This window comes from Arthrobacter yangruifuii, assembly GCF_009192775.1.
Taxonomy (GTDB): Bacteria; Actinomycetota; Actinomycetes; order Actinomycetales; family Micrococcaceae; genus Arthrobacter_B; species Arthrobacter_B yangruifuii.
The window spans coordinates 737,564-759,204 of sequence record NZ_VTFX01000005.1; the positions used below are offsets into that span (position 1 = coordinate 737,564).

At 67.4% G+C, this 21,641-nt stretch carries 22 protein-coding genes; 19 read left to right on the forward strand and 3 right to left on the reverse strand.

Translation table 11 applies throughout. From position 1 onward, the window contains the following. Positions 1–21 precede the first annotated feature (21 nt). From GD627_RS17000 to dapF, 5 genes are all read left to right on the forward strand, one after another. Positions 22–1,356 (forward strand): aggregation-promoting factor C-terminal-like domain-containing protein, encoded by a 1,335-nt coding sequence (locus tag GD627_RS17000; protein ID WP_153297132.1) that lies wholly within the window; start codon positions 22–24, stop codon positions 1,354–1,356. Positions 1,357–1,449: 93 nt separating this feature from the next. Continuing rightward, positions 1,450–2,187, forward strand: coding sequence for an aggregation-promoting factor C-terminal-like domain-containing protein (locus tag GD627_RS16520; RefSeq protein WP_153297133.1), 738 nt, complete (start codon positions 1,450–1,452; stop codon positions 2,185–2,187). A gap of 56 nt (positions 2,188–2,243) precedes the next feature. Beyond that, a complete protein-coding gene (gene miaB, locus GD627_RS14255) occupies positions 2,244–3,764 on the forward strand; it encodes a tRNA (N6-isopentenyl adenosine(37)-C2)-methylthiotransferase MiaB (RefSeq protein ID WP_152273019.1) in 1,521 nt (506 codons plus the stop codon). 87 nt (positions 3,765–3,851) lie between these two features. Continuing rightward, a complete protein-coding gene (gene miaA, locus GD627_RS14260) occupies positions 3,852–4,763 on the forward strand; it encodes a tRNA (adenosine(37)-N6)-dimethylallyltransferase MiaA (RefSeq protein ID WP_246165542.1) in 912 nt (303 codons plus the stop codon). Next, positions 4,760–5,719, forward strand: a complete 960-nt coding sequence (gene dapF, locus GD627_RS14265) for a diaminopimelate epimerase (protein WP_152273021.1) — start codon at positions 4,760–4,762, stop codon at positions 5,717–5,719. The genes miaA and dapF overlap by 4 nt, the downstream gene beginning before the upstream one ends. On the opposite strand, the gene GD627_RS14270 is transcribed toward dapF, so the two are convergent. Then, the gene (locus GD627_RS14270) at positions 5,716–6,327 is read right to left on the reverse strand and encodes a class I SAM-dependent methyltransferase (protein ID WP_152273022.1); all 612 of its coding nucleotides are present in this window, start codon (positions 6,325–6,327) and stop codon (positions 5,716–5,718) included. The genes dapF and GD627_RS14270 overlap by 4 nt on opposite strands. A 166-nt stretch (positions 6,328–6,493) precedes the next feature. Here GD627_RS14270 and hflX point away from each other — a divergent pair, with 166 nt between their 5' ends. Continuing rightward, positions 6,494–8,065 (forward strand): GTPase HflX, encoded by a 1,572-nt coding sequence (gene hflX, locus GD627_RS14275; RefSeq protein WP_152273023.1) that lies wholly within the window; start codon positions 6,494–6,496, stop codon positions 8,063–8,065. Beyond that, positions 8,058–10,103, forward strand: a complete 2,046-nt coding sequence (locus GD627_RS14280; protein WP_152273024.1) for an ATP-dependent DNA helicase — start codon at positions 8,058–8,060, stop codon at positions 10,101–10,103. The genes hflX and GD627_RS14280 overlap by 8 nt, the downstream gene beginning before the upstream one ends. Positions 10,104–10,229: 126 nt before the next feature. On the opposite strand, the gene lexA is transcribed toward GD627_RS14280, so the two are convergent. Next, positions 10,230–10,940: a transcriptional repressor LexA gene (gene lexA / locus GD627_RS14285; protein ID WP_425481933.1), complete on the reverse strand. Its 711-nt coding sequence runs from the start codon at positions 10,938–10,940 to the stop codon at positions 10,230–10,232. A 501-nt stretch (positions 10,941–11,441) separates the two neighbouring features. Between lexA and GD627_RS16910 the strand changes: the two genes are divergently transcribed. The 8 genes from GD627_RS16910 to GD627_RS14320 all read left to right on the forward strand — a co-directional run bounded on the left by GD627_RS16910 (position 11,442) and on the right by GD627_RS14320 (position 17,612). Further along, positions 11,442–11,924 carry a LysM peptidoglycan-binding domain-containing protein gene (locus GD627_RS16910; RefSeq protein ID WP_246165519.1) on the forward strand — a complete coding sequence of 161 codons (483 nt, stop codon included), beginning with the start codon at positions 11,442–11,444 and terminating at the stop codon, positions 11,922–11,924. Positions 11,925–11,963: 39 nt separating this feature from the next. Next, positions 11,964–13,064, forward strand: coding sequence for a histidinol-phosphate transaminase (locus GD627_RS14295; protein WP_152273026.1), 1,101 nt, complete (start codon positions 11,964–11,966; stop codon positions 13,062–13,064). A 162-nt stretch (positions 13,065–13,226) separates the two neighbouring features. Then, a complete protein-coding gene (gene hisB, locus GD627_RS14300; RefSeq protein ID WP_152273027.1) occupies positions 13,227–13,844 on the forward strand; it encodes an imidazoleglycerol-phosphate dehydratase HisB in 618 nt (205 codons plus the stop codon). Then, a complete protein-coding gene (hisH, locus tag GD627_RS14305) occupies positions 13,841–14,479 on the forward strand; it encodes an imidazole glycerol phosphate synthase subunit HisH (RefSeq protein ID WP_152273028.1) in 639 nt (212 codons plus the stop codon). Before hisB ends, hisH begins: the two co-directional genes overlap by 4 nt. A gap of 5 nt (positions 14,480–14,484) precedes the next feature. Next, positions 14,485–14,643, forward strand: coding sequence for a hypothetical protein (locus GD627_RS16605; RefSeq protein WP_186764318.1), 159 nt, complete (start codon positions 14,485–14,487; stop codon positions 14,641–14,643). A gap of 23 nt (positions 14,644–14,666) precedes the next feature. Next, positions 14,667–15,416, forward strand: a complete 750-nt coding sequence (gene priA, locus GD627_RS14310) for a bifunctional 1-(5-phosphoribosyl)-5-((5-phosphoribosylamino)methylideneamino)imidazole-4-carboxamide isomerase/phosphoribosylanthranilate isomerase PriA (RefSeq protein WP_146363248.1) — start codon at positions 14,667–14,669, stop codon at positions 15,414–15,416. 2 nt (positions 15,417–15,418) lie between these two features. Then, positions 15,419–16,267, forward strand: a complete 849-nt coding sequence (locus GD627_RS14315) for an SseB family protein (protein ID WP_146363246.1) — start codon at positions 15,419–15,421, stop codon at positions 16,265–16,267. Positions 16,268–16,301: 34 nt separating this feature from the next. After that, positions 16,302–17,612: an MFS transporter gene (locus tag GD627_RS14320; RefSeq protein WP_146363244.1), complete on the forward strand. Its 1,311-nt coding sequence runs from the start codon at positions 16,302–16,304 to the stop codon at positions 17,610–17,612. 118 nt (positions 17,613–17,730) lie between these two features. Here GD627_RS14320 and GD627_RS14325 read toward each other — a convergent pair whose 3' ends face one another. After that, positions 17,731–18,159, reverse strand: a complete 429-nt coding sequence (locus tag GD627_RS14325) for a DUF1844 domain-containing protein (RefSeq protein ID WP_146363242.1) — start codon at positions 18,157–18,159, stop codon at positions 17,731–17,733. Positions 18,160–18,551: 392 nt separating this feature from the next. Here GD627_RS14325 and infC point away from each other — a divergent pair, with 392 nt between their 5' ends. From infC to GD627_RS14345, 4 genes are all read left to right on the forward strand, one after another. Next, the gene (gene infC / locus GD627_RS14330; RefSeq protein WP_246165520.1) at positions 18,552–19,568 is read left to right on the forward strand and encodes a translation initiation factor IF-3; all 1,017 of its coding nucleotides are present in this window, start codon (positions 18,552–18,554) and stop codon (positions 19,566–19,568) included. 110 nt (positions 19,569–19,678) lie between these two features. Then, entirely contained in the window at positions 19,679–19,873 is a 195-nt protein-coding gene (gene rpmI, locus GD627_RS14335; protein WP_146363238.1) for a 50S ribosomal protein L35, read from the forward strand. Between the two features lie 119 nt (positions 19,874–19,992). After that, positions 19,993–20,652, forward strand: a complete 660-nt coding sequence (gene rplT / locus GD627_RS14340) for a 50S ribosomal protein L20, sunset domain variant (RefSeq protein ID WP_152273030.1) — start codon at positions 19,993–19,995, stop codon at positions 20,650–20,652. Between the two features lie 15 nt (positions 20,653–20,667). Next, positions 20,668–21,579 carry a TrmH family RNA methyltransferase gene (locus GD627_RS14345; protein ID WP_152273031.1) on the forward strand — a complete coding sequence of 304 codons (912 nt, stop codon included), beginning with the start codon at positions 20,668–20,670 and terminating at the stop codon, positions 21,577–21,579. The last annotated feature ends 62 nt before the right edge of the window (positions 21,580–21,641 follow it).

Here is a 21,641-nt window from a genome sequence, read left to right on the forward strand (position 1 = left end):
AAGATGAGGTTGGCGGGACACATGATGCATTCAGCACGTCGATTCGCTCCGCTGAGGACACGATCGGCTCCTGTTTATGCTCTCGTCCTCAGCGGCGTACTTGCCTCAGCGGTACTCACCGCGGCGCCCGGCTCGGCCGCCGAGTCCTACCCTTCCTGGGACGACATCCAGCAGGCCAAGTCCTCGGAAACAGCCAAGGCTGCTGAAGCAGACAAGCTGGAGGGCCTGCTCACGGAGCTGCGCGAGGACGCCGGAACCCTCGGCGACGCCGCAGCGGACGCCACCAACCGCTACAACGCAGCCAGGGATGCGCTGGCGGCCAGTGACAAAGAGCTTGCGTCGCTTGCCGCCCAGGGGGAAGCGGCCGAGGAGCATTCTGCGGAATTAATGCGGCAGGTTGCCGGGCTCGCGGCTCAAACCTATAAGTCCGGGGGTACGGGGTCGACCCTGATGCTGCTTGCGGCGGATGCCTCGGCGGATGAACTTCACGGTGTGGACCTGATGGACAGGGTGTCCTCACGGGCGGGGACCATGTACGCCGAGGCGGTGGCCTCGGAAAAGGTGGCTGCGGGGTTCAGCGACCAGGAACGACAGGCCAGGGATGCCCGCGCCGAACTCGCCGCCGAGGCAGAGCGGGCGCTGCGTGACGGCCAGGCAGCCGCCGAGGCGGCAGCCAAAGCGGTGCGGGACGAGGAGACCCGGAAATCCGTCCTGCTTGAGCAGCTGGCGGAGCTGCACGGCAGCACCGCCGCAGCCGAGGAAGCACGGCTACGCGGAATAGCCGCCGAAAAGGCGTTCGAAGAACAGGAAGCCGCCGCCAAACGCTCGGCAGCGAAGCGGCCGGAGCCGGCAGGCCGGCAGCCGGCGAGTTCACCGGGCGGTGATGCTCCGCCCACCGGAACCGTGCCGCCCGCATCGGACCCCGGACCCGGACCTGCGCCTGCACCGGCGCCTGCGCCCGGACCCGCTCCGGCGCCCGGACCCGCTCCGGCTCCCGCCCCCGGTGCGCCGGCCCCGCCCACGGCACCGTCACCCGTCCAGCCGGTGGATGATCCGGCCGGGGCGCAGAACTACGCCGCGGGACGGATGGGGGCCTTCGGCTGGAACACCAGCGAGTTCCGTTGCCTGGTGATCCTGTGGAACCACGAGTCCGGTTGGCTGACCAGCGCAGACAATCCCTACAGCGACGCGTACGGTATTCCGCAGTCCCTCCCGGGAAGCAACATGTCCAGCCACGGTTCCGACTGGCTGACCAATTACCGGACCCAGATCAACTGGGGGCTGGACTACATCAAGTCCCGCTACGGGACACCGTGCGGCGCCTACGGTTTCTGGCAGCGGAACAACTGGTACTAAACCCCGTACCAGCACCACGCAGGGGGCGAAACGTCAATATCGGCGTTACCATTTTGTGACTTTTGCGGGAATCTCCGATATCGTCCTGCGTTTGTGAGTTCACCTAACTTTTCCCGCCGCGACCTGACCCGCATCCGACGAGCCCGGCGACGCCGTCGCCGGCTTCATCTGGGGGCCGCAACGGCCGTGGGCTCCCTTGCCTTAGCCGGCATCTCCGGTGCTTCACTGGGGACGGCGGGAGCCACCCTGCGTGCCACTGCCGGCATCCAGCTGGTAAACCTTGCCGATCCTGTCCTGGCCGGATACGACTCTGAAATACCGGCACCCGGGCGGGAGGGCGTTTCCACCCCTGCCTCGGCCGAGCCCCCGGCCGCGGCCGGTGCGGTGGTGGAGCCCGGCGCGGTGGAGGCGGCCGAGCGGCAGCAGCAGGCAGCGGAGGCGGCCCAGCGGCAGCAGCAGGCAGCGGAGGCGGCCGCGCGGCAGCAGGCTGCGGAGGAAGCGGCACGTGCCGCGGTGCCCGTGGACGATCCCGCGGCAGCCCGGGCCTTCGCTGCTTCCGCCCTGCCCGCCCGCGGATGGGAGGCCGCCGAGCTGACCTGCCTGGACAAGCTCTGGACCAAGGAATCGGAATGGCTGACCAGCGCCGTCAATCCCTCGAGCGGTGCCTACGGAATCGCCCAGTCTCTGCCGGCCGAGAAGATGGCCGCTGCCGGGGACGATTGGAAGGTCAGCTATTCCACGCAGATCACCTGGGGGCTGGATTACATTGCCTCGCGTTACGGCAGCCCCTGCAGTGCGTTGAATTTCCACTATGCCAATAACTGGTACTAAATAAGTGCACTGCGGGACATGCCGGACCGCCCCGCAGATGGACGTACCCTAGGAGGGTGAGTCTGACTGTTACCTCTCCTGCCCCCGCCGCCGCTGCTGCCCAGCCCCGCACCTACGAGGTCCGCACCTTCGGCTGCCAGATGAATGTGCATGATTCCGAGCGTATTTCCGGGCTGCTCGAAGGTGCCGGCTATGTCCCGTCCGACGGCGGGCAGCCGGACCTGGTGGTGTTCAATACGTGCGCGGTCCGCGAAAACGCGGATAACAAGCTGTACGGCAACCTCGGCCTCCTGGCTCCGGTCAAGGAAGAGCGCCCCGGGATGCAGATCGCCGTCGGCGGCTGCCTGGCCCAGAAGGACCGCGAGACCATCCTGCGCAAGGCACCCTGGGTGGACGCCGTCTTCGGCACCCACAACATCGGTTCCCTGCCTGCCTTGCTGGAACGGGCGCGGCACAATGCCAAGGCGGAGCTGGAAATCCTCGAGTCCCTCGACGTCTTCCCTTCCACCCTGCCCACCAAGCGTGACTCGGTGTACTCCGGATGGGTCTCCATCTCCGTAGGCTGCAACAACACCTGCACCTTCTGTATTGTCCCGTCGCTGCGCGGCAAGGAACGCGACCGCCGGCCGGGGGAGATCCTGGCTGAAATCTCCGCCCTGGTGAACGACGGCGCCATCGAGGTCACGCTGCTGGGCCAGAACGTGAACTCCTACGGGGTGGAATTCGGCGACCGCGGAGCCTTCGCGAAACTGCTGCGCGCCTGCGGGGAGATCGAGGGCCTGGAACGGGTCCGGTTCACCAGCCCGCACCCGGCGGCCTTCACGGACGACGTCATCGAAGCCATGGCCGAAACGCCCAATGTCATGCCCCAGTTGCACATGCCGCTGCAGTCCGGCTCGGATAAGGTCCTCAAGGACATGCGCCGCTCCTACCGCTCCAAGAAGTTCCTCGGGATCCTGGACCGGGTCCGGGAACGGATGCCGCATGCGGCCATCTCCACCGACATCATCGTCGGTTTCCCGGGCGAAACGGAAGAGGACTTCGCCGCCACGCTCGACGTCGTGGAGCAGGCCCGCTTCGCCACGGCCTTTACCTTCCAATACTCCAAGCGTCCCGGCACCCCGGCCGCCGAGCTGCCCGACCAGCTGCCGAAAGCGGTGGTCCAGGAACGCTTTGAACGGCTCACCGCCCTGCAGGACCGGATCGCGGCCGAGGAAAACGCCAAGCAGGTGGGCACCACCGTGGAGCTGATGGTCACGGCGGCATCGGGCCGCAAGTCCGGGGAGACGGGGCGTCTCTCCGGCCGCGCACGGGACCAGCGGCTGGTGCACTTCTCGGTGCCCGACGGCGCACCCGTCCCGCGCCCGGGGGACCTGGTGACCGTGCCGGTGACGGCCGCCGCAGCCTTCCACCTGATCTCCGATCCGGCCACGGCCGCCGACTACTCGCTGCGCCGGTCCCGGGCCGGTGACGCCTGGGACCGGTCGCAGGCCGAATCCTGCGGTGTGCCCGCCGGACCGGCCGGCACCCGTACGGGTGTGTCCCTGGGTATGCCGGCCCTTCCGCCGCGTTCCTGACCGGTGGTGGCTACCCCGAACAGCTCCGCAGGCTCTGCCGCGGAGTTCCTCTCCGGCACCGGCAGCGCGCCGGCGGCTGACCTTCCGGTGATCGCCGTCGTCGGGCCCACCGGCTCCGGCAAGTCCGACCTTGGCGTGGCCATGGCCATGGAACTCGGCGGCGAGGTGATCAACGCCGATTCCATGCAGTTTTACCGTGGCATGGATATCGGTACGGCCAAGATTCCCGTGGCGGAACGCCGCGGCGTTCCGCACCACCTGCTGGACATCCTGGACGTCACCGACGAAGCCAGCGTTTCGGCGTTCCAAAGCTCCGCGCGGACACTCATCGAAGAGATCCGCGGGCGGGGCAGATACCCCATCCTGGTGGGAGGCTCCGGCCTGTATATCCGCGCCGCACTGGATGTCCTGGAGTTCCCGGGAACCGATCCTGCGGTGCGTGCCCGCCTCGAAGCCGAGCTGGCGGCGCAGGGCCTGCCCGTCCTGCAGGCCCGGCTGCAGGATGCCGATCCGGTCTCGGCCGGTCGGATTTCGGATGCGCGGCGCGTAGTGCGTGCCCTGGAAGTCATCGAGCTCACCGGACGCCGCTTCAGTTCCTTCATGCCGGTGCGCCAGTACGTCACGCCGGCTGTGCAGATCGGCCTGAGCGTGGAGCGGCCCGTCCTGCATGACAGGCTGGCCCGCCGCGTGGATGCCATGGTGGCACAGGGGCTGCTGGAGGAAGTCCGGCGTCTGGAGGCCGCCGGACTGCGGACCGGCCGGACCGCGTCCCGCGCCCTCGGTTACGCCCAGTTCCTGGCCGTTCTGGACGGGAAATCCTCCGTGGCGGAGGCAGCTGAGGCGACCGTGGTGGCCACCCGCCAGTTTGCCCGCCGCCAGCTGACCTGGTTCCGCGCAGATCCCCGGATCACCTGGCTCGAGCACAACGATCCGGATCTGCCCGCCCGGGCAGCGGAGGCCGTCCGCCGGGCCGGTCCGGCCGGTATCCTTGAGGGGTGACTTCCACTCCTGCCGCTTCCGCCGCCACCCTGTCCGCCTCCGGCCTGCCCGCTGCCCTTGCCGGGCTTCCCTTCGCGAAGGGGCACGGCACCGGCAACGACTTTGTGCTGGTGGCTGATCCCGCCGGCACGCGGAACCTGGCCGCCGCGGACGTGGCGGCAATCTGTGACCGGCACCGTGGGGTGGGCGCGGACGGCCTCATCCGCGCCGTCCGCTCCGAACACGTTCCCGAAGGACGGGTGCTGCTTGAGGGCGCCCCTGAAGCGCAGTGGTTTATGGACTACCGGAACTCGGACGGCAGCGTCTCGGAAATGTGTGGAAACGGAGTGCGCGTTTTTGTGCACTTCCTGCTGGAGGAGGGCCTGGCGGACCTGGCGGAGGGCGGCAGCCTGGTGATCGGGACCCGGGCCGGGCTCAAGACCGTGACCCGCACGGCCGGCGGCTACGCGGTGGATATGGGTCCCTGGGAGTTCATTTACCCCGACCATGCAGCCGCCAAATCCATGGATACCGTGGTGAACGCGGACGGCCTGGAAGTTCCCCGCCCGGGACTGTCCATTAATATGGGCAACCCGCACACCGTCGTTGCCCTCGCCGAACTGTCCGAGCTGGCCGCAACCAACCTGACCCAGCCCCCGTCCGTGCAGCCCGACCCGGAGAACGGAACCAACGTGGAATTCGTGGTTCCGGCCGAGCCGCTCGTGGAGGACGGAGTGGGGCTGGTGAGCATGCGCGTCCACGAGCGCGGAGTGGGCGAAACCCTCTCCTGCGGCACGGGCGCCTGCGCCGCAGCCGCCGCCACCCGGTTCTGGGCCGGAGCCGAAGCGCCGGATAACTGGGCCGTGACCGTCCCGGGCGGCGTCGTCGGCGTCCGTTTCCTTACCGGACCGGACGGCCGCGAGCACGTGGAGCTGAGCGGCCCGGCCGTTCTCGTGGCCCGCGGAACCCTGCTCTAGGCGCTGCGTTCCACTTTCAGGATCCGGAAGGACTTGGCCGTGCTGTGGCGGGAGACGGCGAAGCCGGACGGCAGGTTCTCGGCCAGCCAGCGCTGCAGCGAGTCCGAACCCAGGTTCTTCTGCACCACCAGCCAGGCCGTGCCGCCCGGTGCCAGGCGGGGCAGCCAAAGCAGCAGCAGGTCATGCAGCTCGTCCTTCCCGATCCGGATGGGCGGATTGGACCAGATGGTGTCGAACCGGACATCCGGATCCAGGTCCCCGGGCAGGACGGCCGTGACATTCCCGCATCCGAGCGCCGCCGCGTTGTCCCGGGTCAGACCCAGACTGCGTTCATTGACGTCGACGGCGTAGACCCGCGCGGCCGGGGACTTCAGGGCCAGGGTCAGCGCGATGGGACCCCAGCCGCAGCCGATGTCCAGCAGGTTGCCCGTCGCAGGAGGGGAGGGGACCTCGTCCAGGAGGACGGCCGTACCCTTGTCGAGCCCGTCCGGGCTGAAGATCCCGCCCGCGGTCTGAAGCGTGCGCGGTGCCCCGTTCAGGGTCACATGCAGGGGCCGGCGGACCTCGGGTCCGGACGGTGTGGAGGAGAAGTAGTGGTCTGAACCCATAACAGTCCAGATTAGTCGCTCGGGGGTCCCGGGAAGGAATTTCCGGCGGGCCGAGGGGGTTGTAGAAGTCGGCGGGCAGAGCAGGCAACCGTTGCGGAGAACCAGTATTCCCCATAGTTTGTCAGTGCACTGGCCTACCATAGAAGTACGCCCCACTAAGGAGATTATGACCATCAACAACTCCCGCGCCATGGATTCTGCGGACAGTTCCACGCCGGAGCTGAGCCCCTCGGACATTCAAGGGGTCATCGACAGGATCCTCGCCAAAGACAGCGCGGTTGAAACCGCGTCCGCCGCTGCCCGAGATTCCACCCGCGGGCGTGCCTTGGCACTATCGGACGCCGGGACGGAGCATTCCGTCCACGACGGCGAGCAGCAGGACCTGGCCGAACGCCGCGCACTGCGCCGCGTCGCCGGCCTCTCCACGGAACTCGAGGACGTCACCGAAGTCGAATACCGCCAGCTGCGGCTCGAGCGGGTGGTCCTCGCCGGACTGTGGAGCGAAGGCACCGCCGCGGACGCTGAAAACTCGTTGAAGGAACTGGCAGCCCTGGCCGAAACCGCCGGATCGGAAGTCCTCGACGGAATCATCCAGCGCCGGCTGAAGCCCGATCCCGGCACGTTCCTCGGCTCCGGCAAGGCACAGGAACTCAAAGAGATCGTTATGGCCACCGGCGCGGACACGGTGATTGTGGACAGTGAGCTGGCACCTTCCCAGCGGCGCGGGCTCGAGGACATCGTCAAGGTCAAGGTCATCGACCGCACCGCCCTGATCCTGGACATCTTCGCCCAGCATGCCAAGTCCCGGGAGGGCAAGGCCCAGGTGGAACTGGCGCAGCTGGAATACCTGCTGCCGCGCCTGCGCGGCTGGGGTGAGTCCATGTCCCGCCAGGCCGGCGGCCAGGTGGGCAGTGCCAGCGCCGGCATGGGTTCGCGCGGTCCCGGTGAAACCAAGATCGAGCTGGACCGCCGGAAGATCCGCACCCGGATGGCGAAGCTGCGCCGCGAAATCGCCGGTATGAAGCCCGCACGCGAAACCAAGCGGGCCAACCGGCACCGCAACTCGGTGCCCTCGGTGGCCATTGCCGGCTACACCAACGCCGGCAAGTCCTCGCTGCTGAACCGGCTCACAGACGCCGGGGTGCTGGTGGAGAACGCCCTGTTCGCCACCCTGGACCCCACCATCCGCAAGGCACAGACCGAAGACGGCATCGGCTACACGCTGGCAGACACCGTCGGCTTTGTCCGCTCGCTGCCCACCCAGCTGGTGGAAGCGTTCCGCTCAACGCTGGAGGAAGTGGCCGACGCAGATCTGATCCTGCACGTGGTGGATGCCTCGCACCCGGACCCGGAGGGCCAGATCGCTGCCGTCCGCACCGTCCTGGCCGAGGTCGACGCCCGCAAGGTGCCGGAAATCATCGTGCTGAACAAGGCCGATGCCGCGGATCCGTTCGTTCTTGAACGGCTCCGCCAGCGCGAGTCCCGGCACGTGGTGGTTTCCGCCCGCACCGGCGAAGGCATCCCGGAGCTGCTGCAGGCCATTTCCGAGGGCATTCCGCGCCCCGGCGTGGACCTGGAACTGCTGGTGCCCTACGAGCGGGGCGAGGTTGTCTCCCGGCTGCACCAGCAGGATGCGGAAATCCTGTCCGTGGAGCATGTCGAGGACGGCACCCGGATGCACGTCAAGGTCCGTGAGGGGCTGGCTGCGGAGCTGGAGCCGTTCGTGACCCATGGGTAGTAAGGATGTACGGGGGCCGGAGCAGGTCCTGGAACTGCTGGATACCGCGGTGTCTGCCATGGGCGGGCAAAACCGTCCGGGCCAGCATGAGATGGCCCGGCAGGTTGCGGAAGCCATCGAGTCCGGCGATCATCTGCTGGTCCAGGCGGGGACCGGCACGGGGAAGTCCCTCGCCTATCTGGTTCCGCTGATTGCCCATGCCCTGGAGAGCGACAAGCCCGCACTCGTCTCCACGGCCACTCTCGCCCTGCAGTCGCAGATTGTGGGGCGTGACCTTCCGCGCCTGTTGAAGACCCTCGAGCCGAAACTTCCGCGGGAGGTTGATGTGGCGCTGCTCAAGGGCCGCGCCAACTACGTCTGCCTGCACAAGACCGGCGGCGGCTTCCCGGAGGAGGATGAAGCCGGGACCCTGTTTATGCTGGGAGACCAGCAGGCAGTGTCACATCCGGCACCGTCGGGCGGCCCGACCTCGGCCCTGGGACGCGACGTCGTCCGCCTGCAGGAATGGGCGCAGGAGACAGAGACCGGTGACCGGGACGAGCTCCTGCCCGGGGTGAGCGACCGCGCCTGGCGCCAGGTCTCCGTGACCTCCATGGAATGCCTGGGAGCGCAGAAGTGCCCGGTTGCCGAACTCTGCTTCAGTGAACGTGCCCGCGCCAAGGCCGCTGAAGCGGATCTGGTGATCACCAACCACGCCATGCTGGCCATCAGCGCCTTCGAAGGCCTGGCCGTACTGCCCGACTATGACGTGGTGGTGATCGACGAGGCCCACGAACTGCAGGACCGCGTCACCGGAGCGGTCACCGGACAGCTGTCGGGGACCATCATTTCCGCGGCGGTGTCCGCGGCACGCAAACACACCTCCGCCACCATGGAACCCCTCGCGGCGGCAGGCCGGGCCTTCGACTCGGTATTCGCCCCGGTTCCCTCCGGCCTGCTGGCAGCAGGACTGACCGGGGAGCAGGAACTCGTCCTCGGCTCCGTGCGGGACGCCTGCCGTACTGCGTTGTCCGATTCCAAGCCCGAAGGCTCCGACGCCGTGGACGGTGGACGCCAGATGGCGCGCTCCCGGCTGATGGCCGTGCTGGAACTGTGCGAACGGATCCTGGACGCGGTGAATTCGGGGGAGGTGCTGTGGGCCTCGCGTGCCAGCACCTTCTCACCGGGCACCGGATACGCGGCGCCCGAAGACGATGCCCCGCCCACCCTGAACGTGGCGCCGCTGTCCGTAGCGGGCCGCCTGCGGGAAGGCCTCTTTGACGGTCACACCGTGGTGCTGACCTCCGCCACCCTGGCCATCGGGGCGGAATTCGGTCCCGTGGCCGGCGCCCTGGGGCTGCTGGGCACCGGCGCGCCGAAATGGACCGGCACCGACGTCGGGAGTCCCTTCGACTATCCCCGGCAGGGCGTCCTCTATGTGGCGAAGGACCTGCCGAAACCCGGACGCGGGACGTCCCCGGAGCAGCTGGATGAGCTGGAGGCGCTGATCAACGCCTCCGGCGGCGGAGCGCTGGGACTGTTCTCCTCCCGGCGGGCCGCGGAGGAAGCGGCCGATGCCCTGCGTTCGCGCGTGGACTATCCCATCCTCTGCCAGGGTGAATCCACCATGTCCGCCCTGGTGCAGCAGTTCGCCGACGAGGACGAGACATGCCTGTTCGGCACCATGTCGCTGTGGCAGGGCGTGGACGTTCCGGGAGCATCCTGCCGGCTGGTGATCATCGACCGGATTCCGTTCCCGCGCCCCGACGATCCCCTCATGACGGCCCGGACCCGGGCGGTCGCCAAGGCCGGTGGAAACGGCTTCATGAGTGTTTCCGCCACCCACGCCGCCGTCCGGCTGGCGCAGGGCGCCGGGCGCCTGATCCGCGCCTCCGGAGACAAGGGCGTGGTGGCCGTCCTGGACTCACGCCTGGCCACCGCCCGCTACGGCAGTTTCCTGCGCGCCGCCCTGCCGCCCTTCTGGTCCACCACGGACCGTACCGTGGTGCTCCAGGCACTGAAGCGGCTCTCCGCGGAACCGGCCGGCTCAGGAAAGTAACCGCCACCCGGGACAGGGGAAAAGCAGCGCATAAATAGGGTGCAAAAAAAGCAGCGCAGCCGGCGGGAAACTGCCGGCAGCGCTGCTTTTTTGTGCTTTGTTCGGTGTTCCTGAGGGCGGTTCTCCCTAGAGGGAGCGCATTACCGAGACGACCTTGCCCATGATCGTGGCTTCGTCACCGAGGATCGGCTCATAGCGTGTGTTCTGGGGCAGCAGCCAGGTGTGTCCGTTGCGCTGCCGGAACGTCTTCACTGTGGCTTCGTCTTCGAGCAGGGCGGCAACAATGTCACCGTTTTCAGCAGTGGGCTGACGCCGCACCACTACCCAGTCGCCGTCACAGATGGCGGCGTCCACCATGGAATCGCCCGCGACGCGAAGCATAAAGAGGTCGCCGTGCCCGACGAGCTGACGGGGCAGGGGAACCATTTCCTCAACCTGCTGGTCGGCAAGGATGGGGCCGCCGGCGGCAATGCGTCCCACCAGCGGCACCATCGCCGTGTCGATTGCCGTGGTGAGGTCGGAAACGCTCTTGGAACCGGCAGCACTGCTTCCGGGCGCGCCGCCGTTCGCTGCGGCGTTGGCAGCCTCCCCGGCGGTGCCCTCCTGGGCCGCAGCAGTGCTGCTGCCGCGCGCAGGCGCGTCACGGAGCAGGAGCGGAACGAGGATTTCCATGGCCCGGGGACGCTTGGGATCCCGGCGGATATAGCCCAGCTTTTCCAGCTGGCTTAGCTGGTGGGTAACGCTGGAGAGGCTGGCGAGGCCAACCGTGTCACCGATTTCCCGCATGGACGGCGGATACCCGTTGGTGCTGACCGAACGCTGGATGGTCTCCAGGATTTTGGTCTGCCGCGCGGTAAGCCCCTTGGAGCGGCCGGCCGGCGATGGCGCGGCGGGGGAGGGGGTGCTGCCATTGGTAACACGGGCCACGTCGGCTTCCCTTCACAGTCGGCCCGTGGACGCGGGCCGGATGGTTCTAGCGGTATATCAGGTGTGTTGTGCGGTGATTCGGTGATTCTATGTGCGGCTTTAGCGGCAACGACTGAGCCGTTTTGTCAGTGGTGGATGGTTAGTTGGTTCCAGCCGCTTCCAACAGGTTCAACGCTAGGGGAGCGCAAAGGAATTTTCAAACATATATTCGAGCGAGTCTCGACAATGTTCGTAGATAAGTGCTAGAAATGTTCGAGTACAACTTAGAACATACGTTCGAATGCGGTCGGCCGACACCTCGGCTGACCAACCAGATTTTCGAATGCAGCTTCGATCCATGGCGTTTCCCGGTGTTTGTGCGGGACGCACCGGGACCGGCACGGCGGCACTTCGGATCGGAAAGGTATTGACATGTCAGTACACGTACTTCCCCAGACTTCCCGCAGCCAGACCGCCCAGGCCCAGACCGCCCAGGGCCAGACTTCCCAGGCCCAGACCGCCCAGAGCCAGACGTCCCAGGACCGCACTTCCCAGAACCGTACGCCGGCGCGGAGCGTTCCGCCCGAGCCCGTTCGCCCCGAGTCCGCACGGCTGCACCTCACCCGGCGCGGCAGGCTCGTCCTGGTGGGGGTGCCCCTGATGCTGGCGGCCGCCGTCCTGCTGGCCTTCCTCGGGTTCTTTACCGCTCCCGCCATGGCCTCAGGGAGCGCCCCTGAAGAGACCCGCGCCATCCAGGTCAGTGTTTCGGCCGGGGATTCCCTGTGGTCACTCGCCACCGAATTCGCGCCGGACCAGGATCCCCGCACCGTGGTCGCGGACATCGTGGAACTCAACAACCTGACCGATACGGCAGTCCCCGCCGGCCTCCAGCTGTACGTTCCGGCCCCGAGGTAACCTCAAGCACGCCGTGGCTGAAGGTCCTAAGCTGTAGTGGTGAACGAACAGCTGGAAAACCTGAACCGACTTCCCCTGCGCGATGATCTGCGCGGCCTGACCCCCTACGGCGCCCCGCAGCTGGATGTGCCGATCCTGCTGAACGTCAACGAAAACACCCATGGACTTCCCGAGCATGTGCGCCGGGCGATCATGGCCGAGATTGAATCAGTGGTCGGCGGCCTCAACCGGTACCCGGACCGCGAATTCACGCGGCTGCGTCAGAGCCTGGCCACCTACCTTGGGCACGGCCTGACGGCGGACAACATCTGGGCCGGCAACGGATCCAATGAGGTCCTGCAGCAGATCCTGCAGGCCTTTGGCGGTCCCGGACGGACGGTCATGAGCTTCCCGCCTACCTACTCCATGTACCCGCTGCTCGCCAGCGGCACCGGCACCACCTACGTCACCGGTACCAGGGCAGCCGATTTTTCACTCAGCGCGGATTCGGCTGCGGAACAGATCCGGGCACAGGCACCCAACCTCGTGTTCCTCTGCACACCCAACAACCCCACCGGAACCGGCATGGAACTGGACGTCATCGAAGCCGCGTACGAGGCCGGCGAGGCCTCCAACGCCGTCGTTGTGGTGGACGAGGCCTATGCGGAGTTCTCCCATGCAGACAACCCCAGCGCCCTGCAGCTGCTCCCCGGGCGGGAACGGCTGATCGTCTCCCGGACCATGTCCAAGGCGTTTGCCCTGGCCGGAGCCCGCATCGGCTACTTCGCGGCCGCGCCCCAGGTTTCCGATGCCCTGCGTCTGGTCCGGCTGCCCTACCACCTCTCGGCAATCACCCAGGCCACTGCGGTTGCCGCACTCACCCACGCCGACTCCCTGCTGTCCAACGTGGAGGACATCAAGAGCCAGCGGGACAGGATCGTAGCGGAGCTGACCGGACTCGGCCTGAAACCGGCGCCGTCGGATTCCAACTTTGTGCTGTTCGGCGGACTGGAAAACCCCCGTGCCGTGTGGGAAGGGCTGCTCGAAGCAGGTGTCCTGGTCCGGGATGTCGGCATTGACGGCCACCTGCGCGTCACCGCCGGTACGGAAGCCGAAACCACCGCATTCCTGGACCGGCTGCGGGAACTCCTGACGGCCTGAGCAGCTCCGCGGCAGAGTCTTCCGCCGGCAGGGGCCTGCCGGCGGAAGACTCCGTGTCCTGCGACGTCCTCCGTTTCGGGGAGTCGGTACCTTCGGGACTAAACTGGGAACCTGCCGGGGCTTTGACTATTGCCCCGACCCCGATCTTCGTGAAGGAACCCCATGACTGTGGAGACCGCCACCGGACGCACCGCCCGCCTCGAGCGGATTACCAGCGAATCGTCCGTCGTCGTCGAGCTGGACCTGGACGGCACCGGCCGCGCCGATATCAGCACTTCGGTACCGTTCTATGACCACATGCTGACGGCCCTGGCCAAGCACTCCCTGATGGACCTCACGGTGCGTGCCACAGGCGACACCCATATCGACGTCCACCACACCGTGGAGGACGTCGCGATCAGCATCGGCGAGGCGCTGAAGACCGCCCTGGGCACGAAGGCCGGCATCCGGCGATTCGGCGAAGCCACCGTGCCGCTGGATGAGGCGCTGGCCAACGCCGTAGTCGATATTTCCGGACGTCCGTACCTGGTGCACTCCGGGGAGCCTGCCGGACAGGAATACCACCTGATCGGCGGACACTTCACCGGATCGCTGACCCGCCACGTGTTTGAGGCCATCACCCTGCACGCGCAGATCTGCCTGCACATGCGGGTCCTGGGCGGCCGGGATCCGCACCACATCGTCGAAGCACAGTTCAAGGCCTTTGCCCGCGCGCTCCGTTCCGCCGTCGAATCGGATCCGCGCGTGGAGGGCATCCCGTCCACCAAGGGAACACTGTGAGTCCCCGCAACGTCACCGTCCTGGATTACGGTTCCGGCAACATCCGCTCGGCTGTCCGCGCCCTGGAACATGCCGGTGCCAACGTGACACTCAGCGCCAAACCCGACGACGTGCTGAACGCCGACGGGCTGGTGGTGCCCGGGGTCGGAGCCTTTGCCGCCGTGATGCAGGGACTGAAGGACGTGGATGCGATCCGGATGATCGGGCGCCGCGTGGCCGGCGGCAGGCCGGTCCTTGGCATCTGCGTGGGCCTGCAGGTCCTGTTTGATGAAGGCGTGGAACACGGTGTCCGCACTCCGGGCATGGCCGAATGGCCCGGCGTCGTCGAGCGGCTCGCCGCCGACGTCGTCCCCCACATGGGGTGGAACACCGTGGCCCCGCCGGAAGGCTCGGCGCTGTTTGCAGGCATCGAAGACCAGCGGTTCTACTTTGTCCACAGCTACGGTGTGCAGAAGTGGGACTTCGACGTCACCCAGCCGGCCATGCGCCCGCCCCAGGTCACCTGGGCCGAGCACGGCGGACCCTTCATTGCGGCGGTGGAGAACGGTGCGCTTTCAGCCACGCAGTTCCATCCGGAAAAGTCCGGCGACGCCGGGGCTGCACTGTTGAACAACTGGCTGAAGACACTGGGCTAGCGGCTATGTGGAGCGTAGTCCTCATGGGCCTGGCCGGACTGCTGATCGGCGGTGCGGTGTCCTTCCGCAGCCAGGGCATGTCCAAAATCATCATTATCAGCTTCTGGGTGCTGGCGGGGTTGGCCCTGCTGGGCGCGTACCTGCTGACCCTTGACCTCTCCTGACCCCACCATCGAAAGCACTAGAGATGCCCTTCAGCGAAACCCCTGTCCTTGAACTCCTGCCCGCCGTGGATGTGGCCGACGGCCAGGCCGTGCGGCTCGTCCAGGGCGAGGCAGGCAGCGAAACCAGCTACGGCGACCCGCTGGACGCTGCCCTGGCCTGGCAGAACGACGGCGCCGAGTGGGTCCATCTGGTGGATCTGGATGCGGCGTTCGGCCGGGGTTCGAACCTGGACCTGCTCAGCCGCGTCGTGAAGTCCCTGGACATCAAGGTTGAGCTCTCCGGCGGCATCCGCGACGACGAGTCCCTGGAGAAGGCCCTGGAACTGGGGGCCACCCGGGTCAATCTGGGCACCGCCGCCCTGGAGAACCCCGGATGGACCGCCAGCGCCATTGCCCGCTACGGCCAGGCCATCGCCGTCGGACTGGATGTCCGCGGCACCACGCTGGCGGCACGCGGCTGGACCAAGGAAGGCGGAGACCTCTGGGAGGTGCTGGCCCGTCTCGAAGAAGCCGGCTGCCCCCGCTACGTAGTCACCGACGTCACCAAGGACGGGACGCTGCGCGGACCCAACGTGGAGCTGCTGCGCGAAGTACTCAAGCGCACCGACCGCCCCGTGGTTGCCTCCGGCGGCATCTCCAGCCTCGATGACCTCGCCGCCCTGCGCGAGCTGGTGCCGCTCGGCCTGGAAGGCACGATTGTGGGCAAGGCACTCTACGCCGGAGCGTTCACGCTGCCGCAGGCCTTCGACGTCGCCGGGCACCCGGAACGCTGAGCATGGCCGCACGTGAACTGCCCGGCCACATCGCCGCAGCCCTTGCCGGGGCAGGAGGGCCCGCGGATTCCGCCGGCCGGGCCTGGGCCGGACGCGATCTGGCCGGCGAGGGAAACCCGCTGCACAACTTCGACTCGGACACGGGCGAAGCCGACGCCGGATACGTCTCCGCTCTGCAGAAGCTGATCGCCGGAACCGGCAGCGAGGCCGAGGTGGTGGCCTCGCTCGCCACCGCCCGGGTGTTTGTCCCGATTGTGGCCGTGCTCGGCGAGGAAGCCGAATCGGACCACGGCCTGGCGGCGGACAAGCAGGCAGACATGGCCCTGGTGTCGCTGACCGCCCCGGACGGCCGCAAGGCGCTGCCGGTGTTCACCTCGGTGGCGGCCCTGGAACACTGGCATTCCGAAGCCCGGCCGGTGGCGGTCTACGCGAACCGTGCCGCACTGTCCGCCGTGGCCGAAGACGCCCAGCTGCTGGTCATTGACCCCGGCGCGGAGTTCACCTTCGTGGTGCGGCGTCCGGCCATGTGGGCGCTCGCCCAACAGCAGGAGTGGACGCCTTCCTATACGGATGCGGCGCTGGCCGCCGTGGCCGAAGCCGCCGCGGCGCCGGACCCCCGGATCCGTGCGGTGATCCTGCAGCAGGGCCCCGGGACCGCGTCCCGGACCGCCGGCGGCGCACCGGTGGCAGGGGGCGGGGCCGGACCTGAGCTTAGAATGGTGCTTCAGCTTGCGCCCGGACTGGATCCGCAGGACATCTCCGCCCTGGCGGCCGGCCTGCAGCAGCGCCTGACTGCCAACCCCGAGTTTGTTGAGCGCGTGGATTCACTGGACCTGAAAATTACGCGCTGACCCGTCCGGCGTACCCCGCCAGAAGAGAACTGCCGTGAATTTTGGCCTGTACCGCGAGATGCTGCGGATAGCCCCCATCCGCCGCGTCCTGTTAATCGGGATGATCGCACGTTTCCCCCATTCGGCCGCCGGCGTGCTGCTGACCCTGCACGTGGTCAACACCATGGACCGCGGCTATGCGGCGGCAGGTGCCGTCGCCGCCGTCGTCACCATCGGTATTGCCGTGGGCGCCCCCTGGCGCGGCCGCCGCGTGGACACCGTGGGACTGCGGCGCGCCCTGATTCCTTCGGTCATAGCCGAAGCCGTCATCTGGAGCCTGGCTCCGCATGCCAGCTTTGAATGGCTGCTGGTCCTGGCGCTGGTCGGCGGGGTGTTCACCCTTCCGGTCTTCAGCGTGGTGCGGCAGTCCCTGGGCGTCCTGGCCACGGGTGAACAGCGGCGCACCGCCTTCGCCTTGGATTCCATTGCCACAGAGCTCATCTTTATGATGGGCCCGGCCCTTGGAGCGGTCATTGCCACCCGGTCATCGGTCATCGGACTCACCGCAGTCGGGTTGTCCTCCGCTCTGGCAGGACTGCTGCTGATCTGGTTCAACCCGCCCACCCGGACCCCCGAGGCCGCGAACTCCGTGACCGCTGCGGACGAGCAGGCGGCCGCGGCTGCCGCCGCCGTCGCCGTGGCCCCCGCCAACGTGCAGGAAGCACCGATGGAACTTACCGGTGCGGGGCTGCCGGACGGGCCGCAGAACCTGTTCGGCAGGCTGCGGAACGGCCTGGCGGGAAACTTCGGCTGGGTCACCACAAGTGTGGCAGTGGTCTTTGCGGTTTCCGTGGGCGCCGGCCTGCTGCTGTCCAGCACCGACGTCGGCATCGTGGCGCTGGTGGAGGCCGGGGGAAACGCGTCCGAGGTAGGCATTGTCTTCGTCGCCTGGTGCGCCGCCTCCGCCGTCGGCGGGATTCTCTACGGGGCCATGAACCGGCGGATTTCGCCGATGCTTCTCCTGCTCGCCATGGGGGTGCTGACCATGCCGATGGCCTTCGCCACCGGAACGCTCAGCCTTGCGCTGCTTTCCATCCCGCCGGGCCTGCTCTGCGCGCCCGTGTTGTCTTCGGCCTCCGAGCGGGTGGCCGACCTTGTCTCCGAGGAGCGCCGGGGCGAAGCCATGGGCTGGTACGGTTCGTCGATGACCGCAGGAACCGCCCTGGGCGCCCCGGTGGCTGGACTGGCCATCGACGTGATCGGTCCGTGGTCCGGGTTCCTCATGGCCGGCGGTGCTGCCTCGCTGCTGGTGCTGGTGACGCTGACAGTCCGGCACTTCGTGCGGCGCCCCGTGCCCGCCGCCTAGGAACGGGCCCGGGGCAAAAGAAAGGCCCGAAGAGCCTGTCTGCGGATGTCCGCGGTGCGGCGCATCCGCCGGGCCCAGGCTCTTCGGGCGGTAACGGGTAAAAGCGGGGAAGGGGCCGCTAGCTGACCGGGCCGGTGAACTTCTCGCCCGGGCCCTTGCCCGGAGCGTCCTGGATTACCGATGCTTCACGGAATGCGAGCTGCAGGGAACGAAGGCCGTCGCGCAAGGGTCCGGCATGCTGGCTGCCGATCTCCGGGGCGGCGGCGGTGACAAAACCGGCGAGGGCAGTGATCAGCTTGCGGGCCTCGTCCAGGTCCTTGAGCTCTTCGGCGTCGTCGCCTTCGGCCAGGCCGCACTTCACGGCCGCCGCGCTCATCAGGTGGACGGCCGCCGTCGTAATGACCTCGATGGCCGGCACCTCGGCGATGTCGCGCATCTGCTCGACTACTTCCTGCTCTGCTGCAGCGGCAGATTCGGACTCTGCTGACGTTCCCGGGAAGGAATGGCGGGTTGCTTCCCCTGCCGGATTGCTCTGTGGGGTACTCATACTGGTAAGCTTGTCACAGACCGACTGGTTGTCGTTACTTTCAATGCCCTTCACGGGCGGGATGAAAATCACACTTTCTTCTTGGAAGCCTTACGTCACCGGTATGCAAGCGGAGACCCCTCCCACCCGCGTCAGCCTGACCGCCCTTGTTGGCGGCGGAGTTGCCGGGTTCAGGTCGGCCCCGGACGGGCTGCGGCACTGCCGCTGTTTGTTCCGGGAGCTAACTGCCTTCGAACCGAGTTCGACGGCGGCTACTGCCGACCCCCTCAAGGGCCTTCGATTGCGCGTGCAATTGGAGGCCTTCTTCAGTTGCAGGCGGTAGCCGTTTTGAACTACACAGGAGCTGCAACATTAGCGAGCCAAGAATCAATGATCGGATCCGCGTCCCCGAGGTGCGGCTGGTAGGTCCGGCAGGCGAGCAGGTAGGGGTGGTCCGGATTGAGGACGCGCTTCGTCTGGCTGCCGAGTCTGACCTGGATCTTGTTGAGGTAGCACCGCAGGCGAAGCCTCCGGTGTGCAAACTAATGGACTTCGGCAAGTACAAGTACGAAGCCGCCGTCAAGGCACGCGAAGCCCGGAAGAACCAGACGAACACCGTTCTGAAGGAAATCCGGTTCCGCCTGAAGATCGACACGCACGACTACGAGACCAAGCGCGGACACGCCATGCGCTTCCTGGCCGCCGGTGACAAGGTCAAGGCCATGATCCAGTTCCGCGGCCGTGAACAGCAGCGCCCGGAAATGGGTATGAAGCTGCTGAACAAGTTCGCTGCGGATGTCGCCGAGGTGGGTGTGGTTGAGTCCACCCCGCGGATCGACGGCCGCAACATGGTGATGGTTATCGGTCCGGTGAAGAACAAGGCCGAGGCCAAGGCCGAAGCCCGCCGCGCCACGCAGCGGGCCGATGCCAAGGCAGCGAACGAGGCAGTCCGGAACGGAGAGGCTCCGCCGCGTGTGGATACCTCGTCGGCAAAGGCGCCCCTGACGCAGAGCCTCGCGGATCTGCTGCCGGACGGACTTCGTCTGGGTTCCTCCGCTGCCGAGGCCGACAAGGCCCGTGCCGAGCAGGAACAGGCTGAAAAGGAACAGGCCGCTAAGCGGGCACGGGCTGCAGCTGCCGAAAAGGCTGCAACCGAGGCACGCCGTGTGGCTGCAGCCAGCAGGCCGGCCGCAGCGCCTGCCGCTGAAACTGCCGCTCCCGCCAAGCCTGCGGAAGCAGCCAAGCCGGTGGAAGCAGCGAGGCCTGCCGCCGCGCCGAAGCCTGCAGCCGTTCCGAAGCCGACCGCGGTAAAGCCTGCTGCGCCGAAGCCGGCTGCCCGGCCCAAGCCCGCCGCAGCACCGAAGCCTGCCGGCAAGCCGTCCTCCCCGCGGGGGACCACCGGCCAGAACAAGCCCGGAACTGCAGAGTAGTTTCACTGCCCTGCGCCTCGTTCCGGCGTCCAGTAATAAGCCCTGGCACCTGCAAAGGTGTCCGAAGCCCCGCGGGCCTGCCCGCGGAAACCTAAAGGAGATCGGTAGACATGCCGAAGATGAAGACCCACAGCGGCGCCAAGAAGCGCTTCAAGCTGACCGGTACCGGCAAGCTCAAGCGCCAGCAGGCTAACCGCCGCCACTACCTGGAGCACAAGCCTTCCACGCTGACCCGCCGCCTCGCCAACGACAAGCTCGTGGCACCGGCGGACGCCAAGGTCATCAAGAAGATGCTCGGCATCTAACTAATCCCTGATCGCTGTCCCGTCCGGGCCGGCTTCACCATCAAAGCTTTCCCCGCTCCTGGGCCTTCCAGGCGCAGTGACTTACCAAGTCGGGGAGATTTACCAAAAGGAGTACGCACGTGGCACGTGTGAAGCGGGCGCTTAACGCCCACAAGAAGCGTCGGGTTATTCTCGAGCGCGCCAAGGGTTACCGCGGACAGCGTTCGCGCCTGGTCCGTAAGGCCAAAGAGCAGCTGCTGCACTCGTTTGTGTACAGCTACGGCGACCGCCGCAAGCGTAAGGGCGACTTCCGCCGCCTGTGGATCCAGCGCATCAACGCTGCTTCCCGCGCCAACGGCCTGACCTACAACCGCCTGATCCAGGGCCTGAAGCTGGCCGAGATCCAGGTTGACCGCCGCATGCTGGCCGAGCTGGCCGTCAACGACGCCGCTGCCTTCGCCGCATTGGTCCAGCTGGCCAAGGACGCACTGCCGTCCGACACCTCCGCTCCCGCCGTTGAGGCTGCCCCGGCAGCCAAGGCTGCTCCCGCTGCCAAGCCTGCCGCTGAAAAGCCGGCTGCCGCTGTTGCCTCCGCTCAGGGCGGCTTCAAGGCTTCCGAGGGCGACGCTCCGGAAGGCTTCGTCATCAAGGGCAACCTGGGTTCGGGCAAGTACCACGTCCCGGGTTCCACCTGGTACGAGCAGACCGTTGCCGAATACTGGTTCAACTCTGTTGAAGCTGCCAAGGCTGCAGGTCTGGAGCCCGCCGGCGGAGAATCCCGCCAGAAGTTCCAGGGCTAAGTCGGTCTCCAGCCGATGAACCCTGAAGGGCGCCCGCAGGCACCGCTGATGTCCAACCCCCGAGCTGATCGGGTCCGAGATGTAGCGAAGCTTGCCGGGCGCCCTTCGCGCTTAAAAACCGGCCGCTACCTGGCCGAAGGGCCGCAGGCAGTACGGGAGGCGCTCTCCGCGCACCGTGCGGCTGCGGCCGAGGGCGGTCCCGCCGTCGTGCACGAGGTCTACGCCACGCAGGGGTGCCTGGACCGGCTGCCCGAGCTGGCCGACCTTGCCCGCGGTGTTTCCCTCCGCCTGGCAACCAACGAGGTCCTGGCCGCGATGGCGGACACCGTCTCGCCGCAGGGCATCGTGGCGGTGTGCAACGTGTCCACCGCGACGCTGCAGGACGTTCTGGCCTCCGGCGCCAGGCTCATCGCCGTGCTGTGCGAAGTGCGGGACCCGGGCAACGCCGGCACCGTGCTGCGGGCCGCCGACTCCGCCGGAGCGGACGCCGTGGTGCTCACAGCCTCCAGCGTCGATATCTATAATCCCAAAGCGGTGCGTTCCACCGCAGGATCCCTGTTTCATCTTCCCGTGGTCACCGGTGCCGAATTCGGCGAAGTTATGGACGCCCTCCACGCTGCCGGCCTGACCATCCTGGCAGCTGACGGCTACGGCAACGTCAATCTGGACCGGCTGCAGGACCTCAGCGCCGTGCGGCGGCTCACTCCTGCCGGTGCGGACGGTAATGACGGCGACGCCGCTCTTCCGCAGCTTGAACAGCCCACCGCCTGGCTCTTCGGCAATGAAGCCCAGGGCCTGTCCGATGCCGAGCTGGCAGCAGCCGACCACCGTGTAGCAGTGCCGCTGTACGGCAGCGCCGAGAGCCTCAACGTGGGCACGGCCGCCACGGTTTGCCTCTACGCTTCGGCGCGTGCCCAGAACGGATAGCAGGCACCGAACGCACCCGGGCGCGTTGCCTGCCCGCGGCCCCCGTTCCCGCGCCGTCCCGG

Bases quoted from the DNA above. Each gene is read 5' to 3' on its own strand.
- GD627_RS17000 (WP_153297132.1), top strand. From the start codon at position 22: ATGATGCATTCAGCACGTCGATTCGCTCCGCTGAGGACACGATCGGCT.
- GD627_RS14270 (WP_152273022.1), bottom strand. From the start codon at position 6,327: ATGGGTTCAGACCACTACTTCTCCTCCACACCGTCCGGACCCGAGGTC.
- hflX (WP_152273023.1), top strand. From the start codon at position 6,494: ATGACCATCAACAACTCCCGCGCCATGGATTCTGCGGACAGTTCCACG.
- GD627_RS14280 (WP_152273024.1), top strand. From the start codon at position 8,058: ATGGGTAGTAAGGATGTACGGGGGCCGGAGCAGGTCCTGGAACTGCTG.
- GD627_RS16910 (WP_246165519.1), top strand. From the start codon at position 11,442: ATGTCAGTACACGTACTTCCCCAGACTTCCCGCAGCCAGACCGCCCAG.
- hisB (WP_152273027.1), top strand. From the start codon at position 13,227: ATGACTGTGGAGACCGCCACCGGACGCACCGCCCGCCTCGAGCGGATT.
- GD627_RS16605 (WP_186764318.1), top strand. From the start codon at position 14,485: ATGTGGAGCGTAGTCCTCATGGGCCTGGCCGGACTGCTGATCGGCGGT.
- priA (WP_146363248.1), top strand. From the start codon at position 14,667: ATGCCCTTCAGCGAAACCCCTGTCCTTGAACTCCTGCCCGCCGTGGAT.
- GD627_RS14315 (WP_146363246.1), top strand. From the start codon at position 15,419: ATGGCCGCACGTGAACTGCCCGGCCACATCGCCGCAGCCCTTGCCGGG.
- GD627_RS14325 (WP_146363242.1), bottom strand. From the start codon at position 18,159: ATGAGTACCCCACAGAGCAATCCGGCAGGGGAAGCAACCCGCCATTCC.
- rpmI (WP_146363238.1), top strand. From the start codon at position 19,679: ATGCCGAAGATGAAGACCCACAGCGGCGCCAAGAAGCGCTTCAAGCTG.
- GD627_RS14345 (WP_152273031.1), top strand. From the start codon at position 20,668: ATGAACCCTGAAGGGCGCCCGCAGGCACCGCTGATGTCCAACCCCCGA.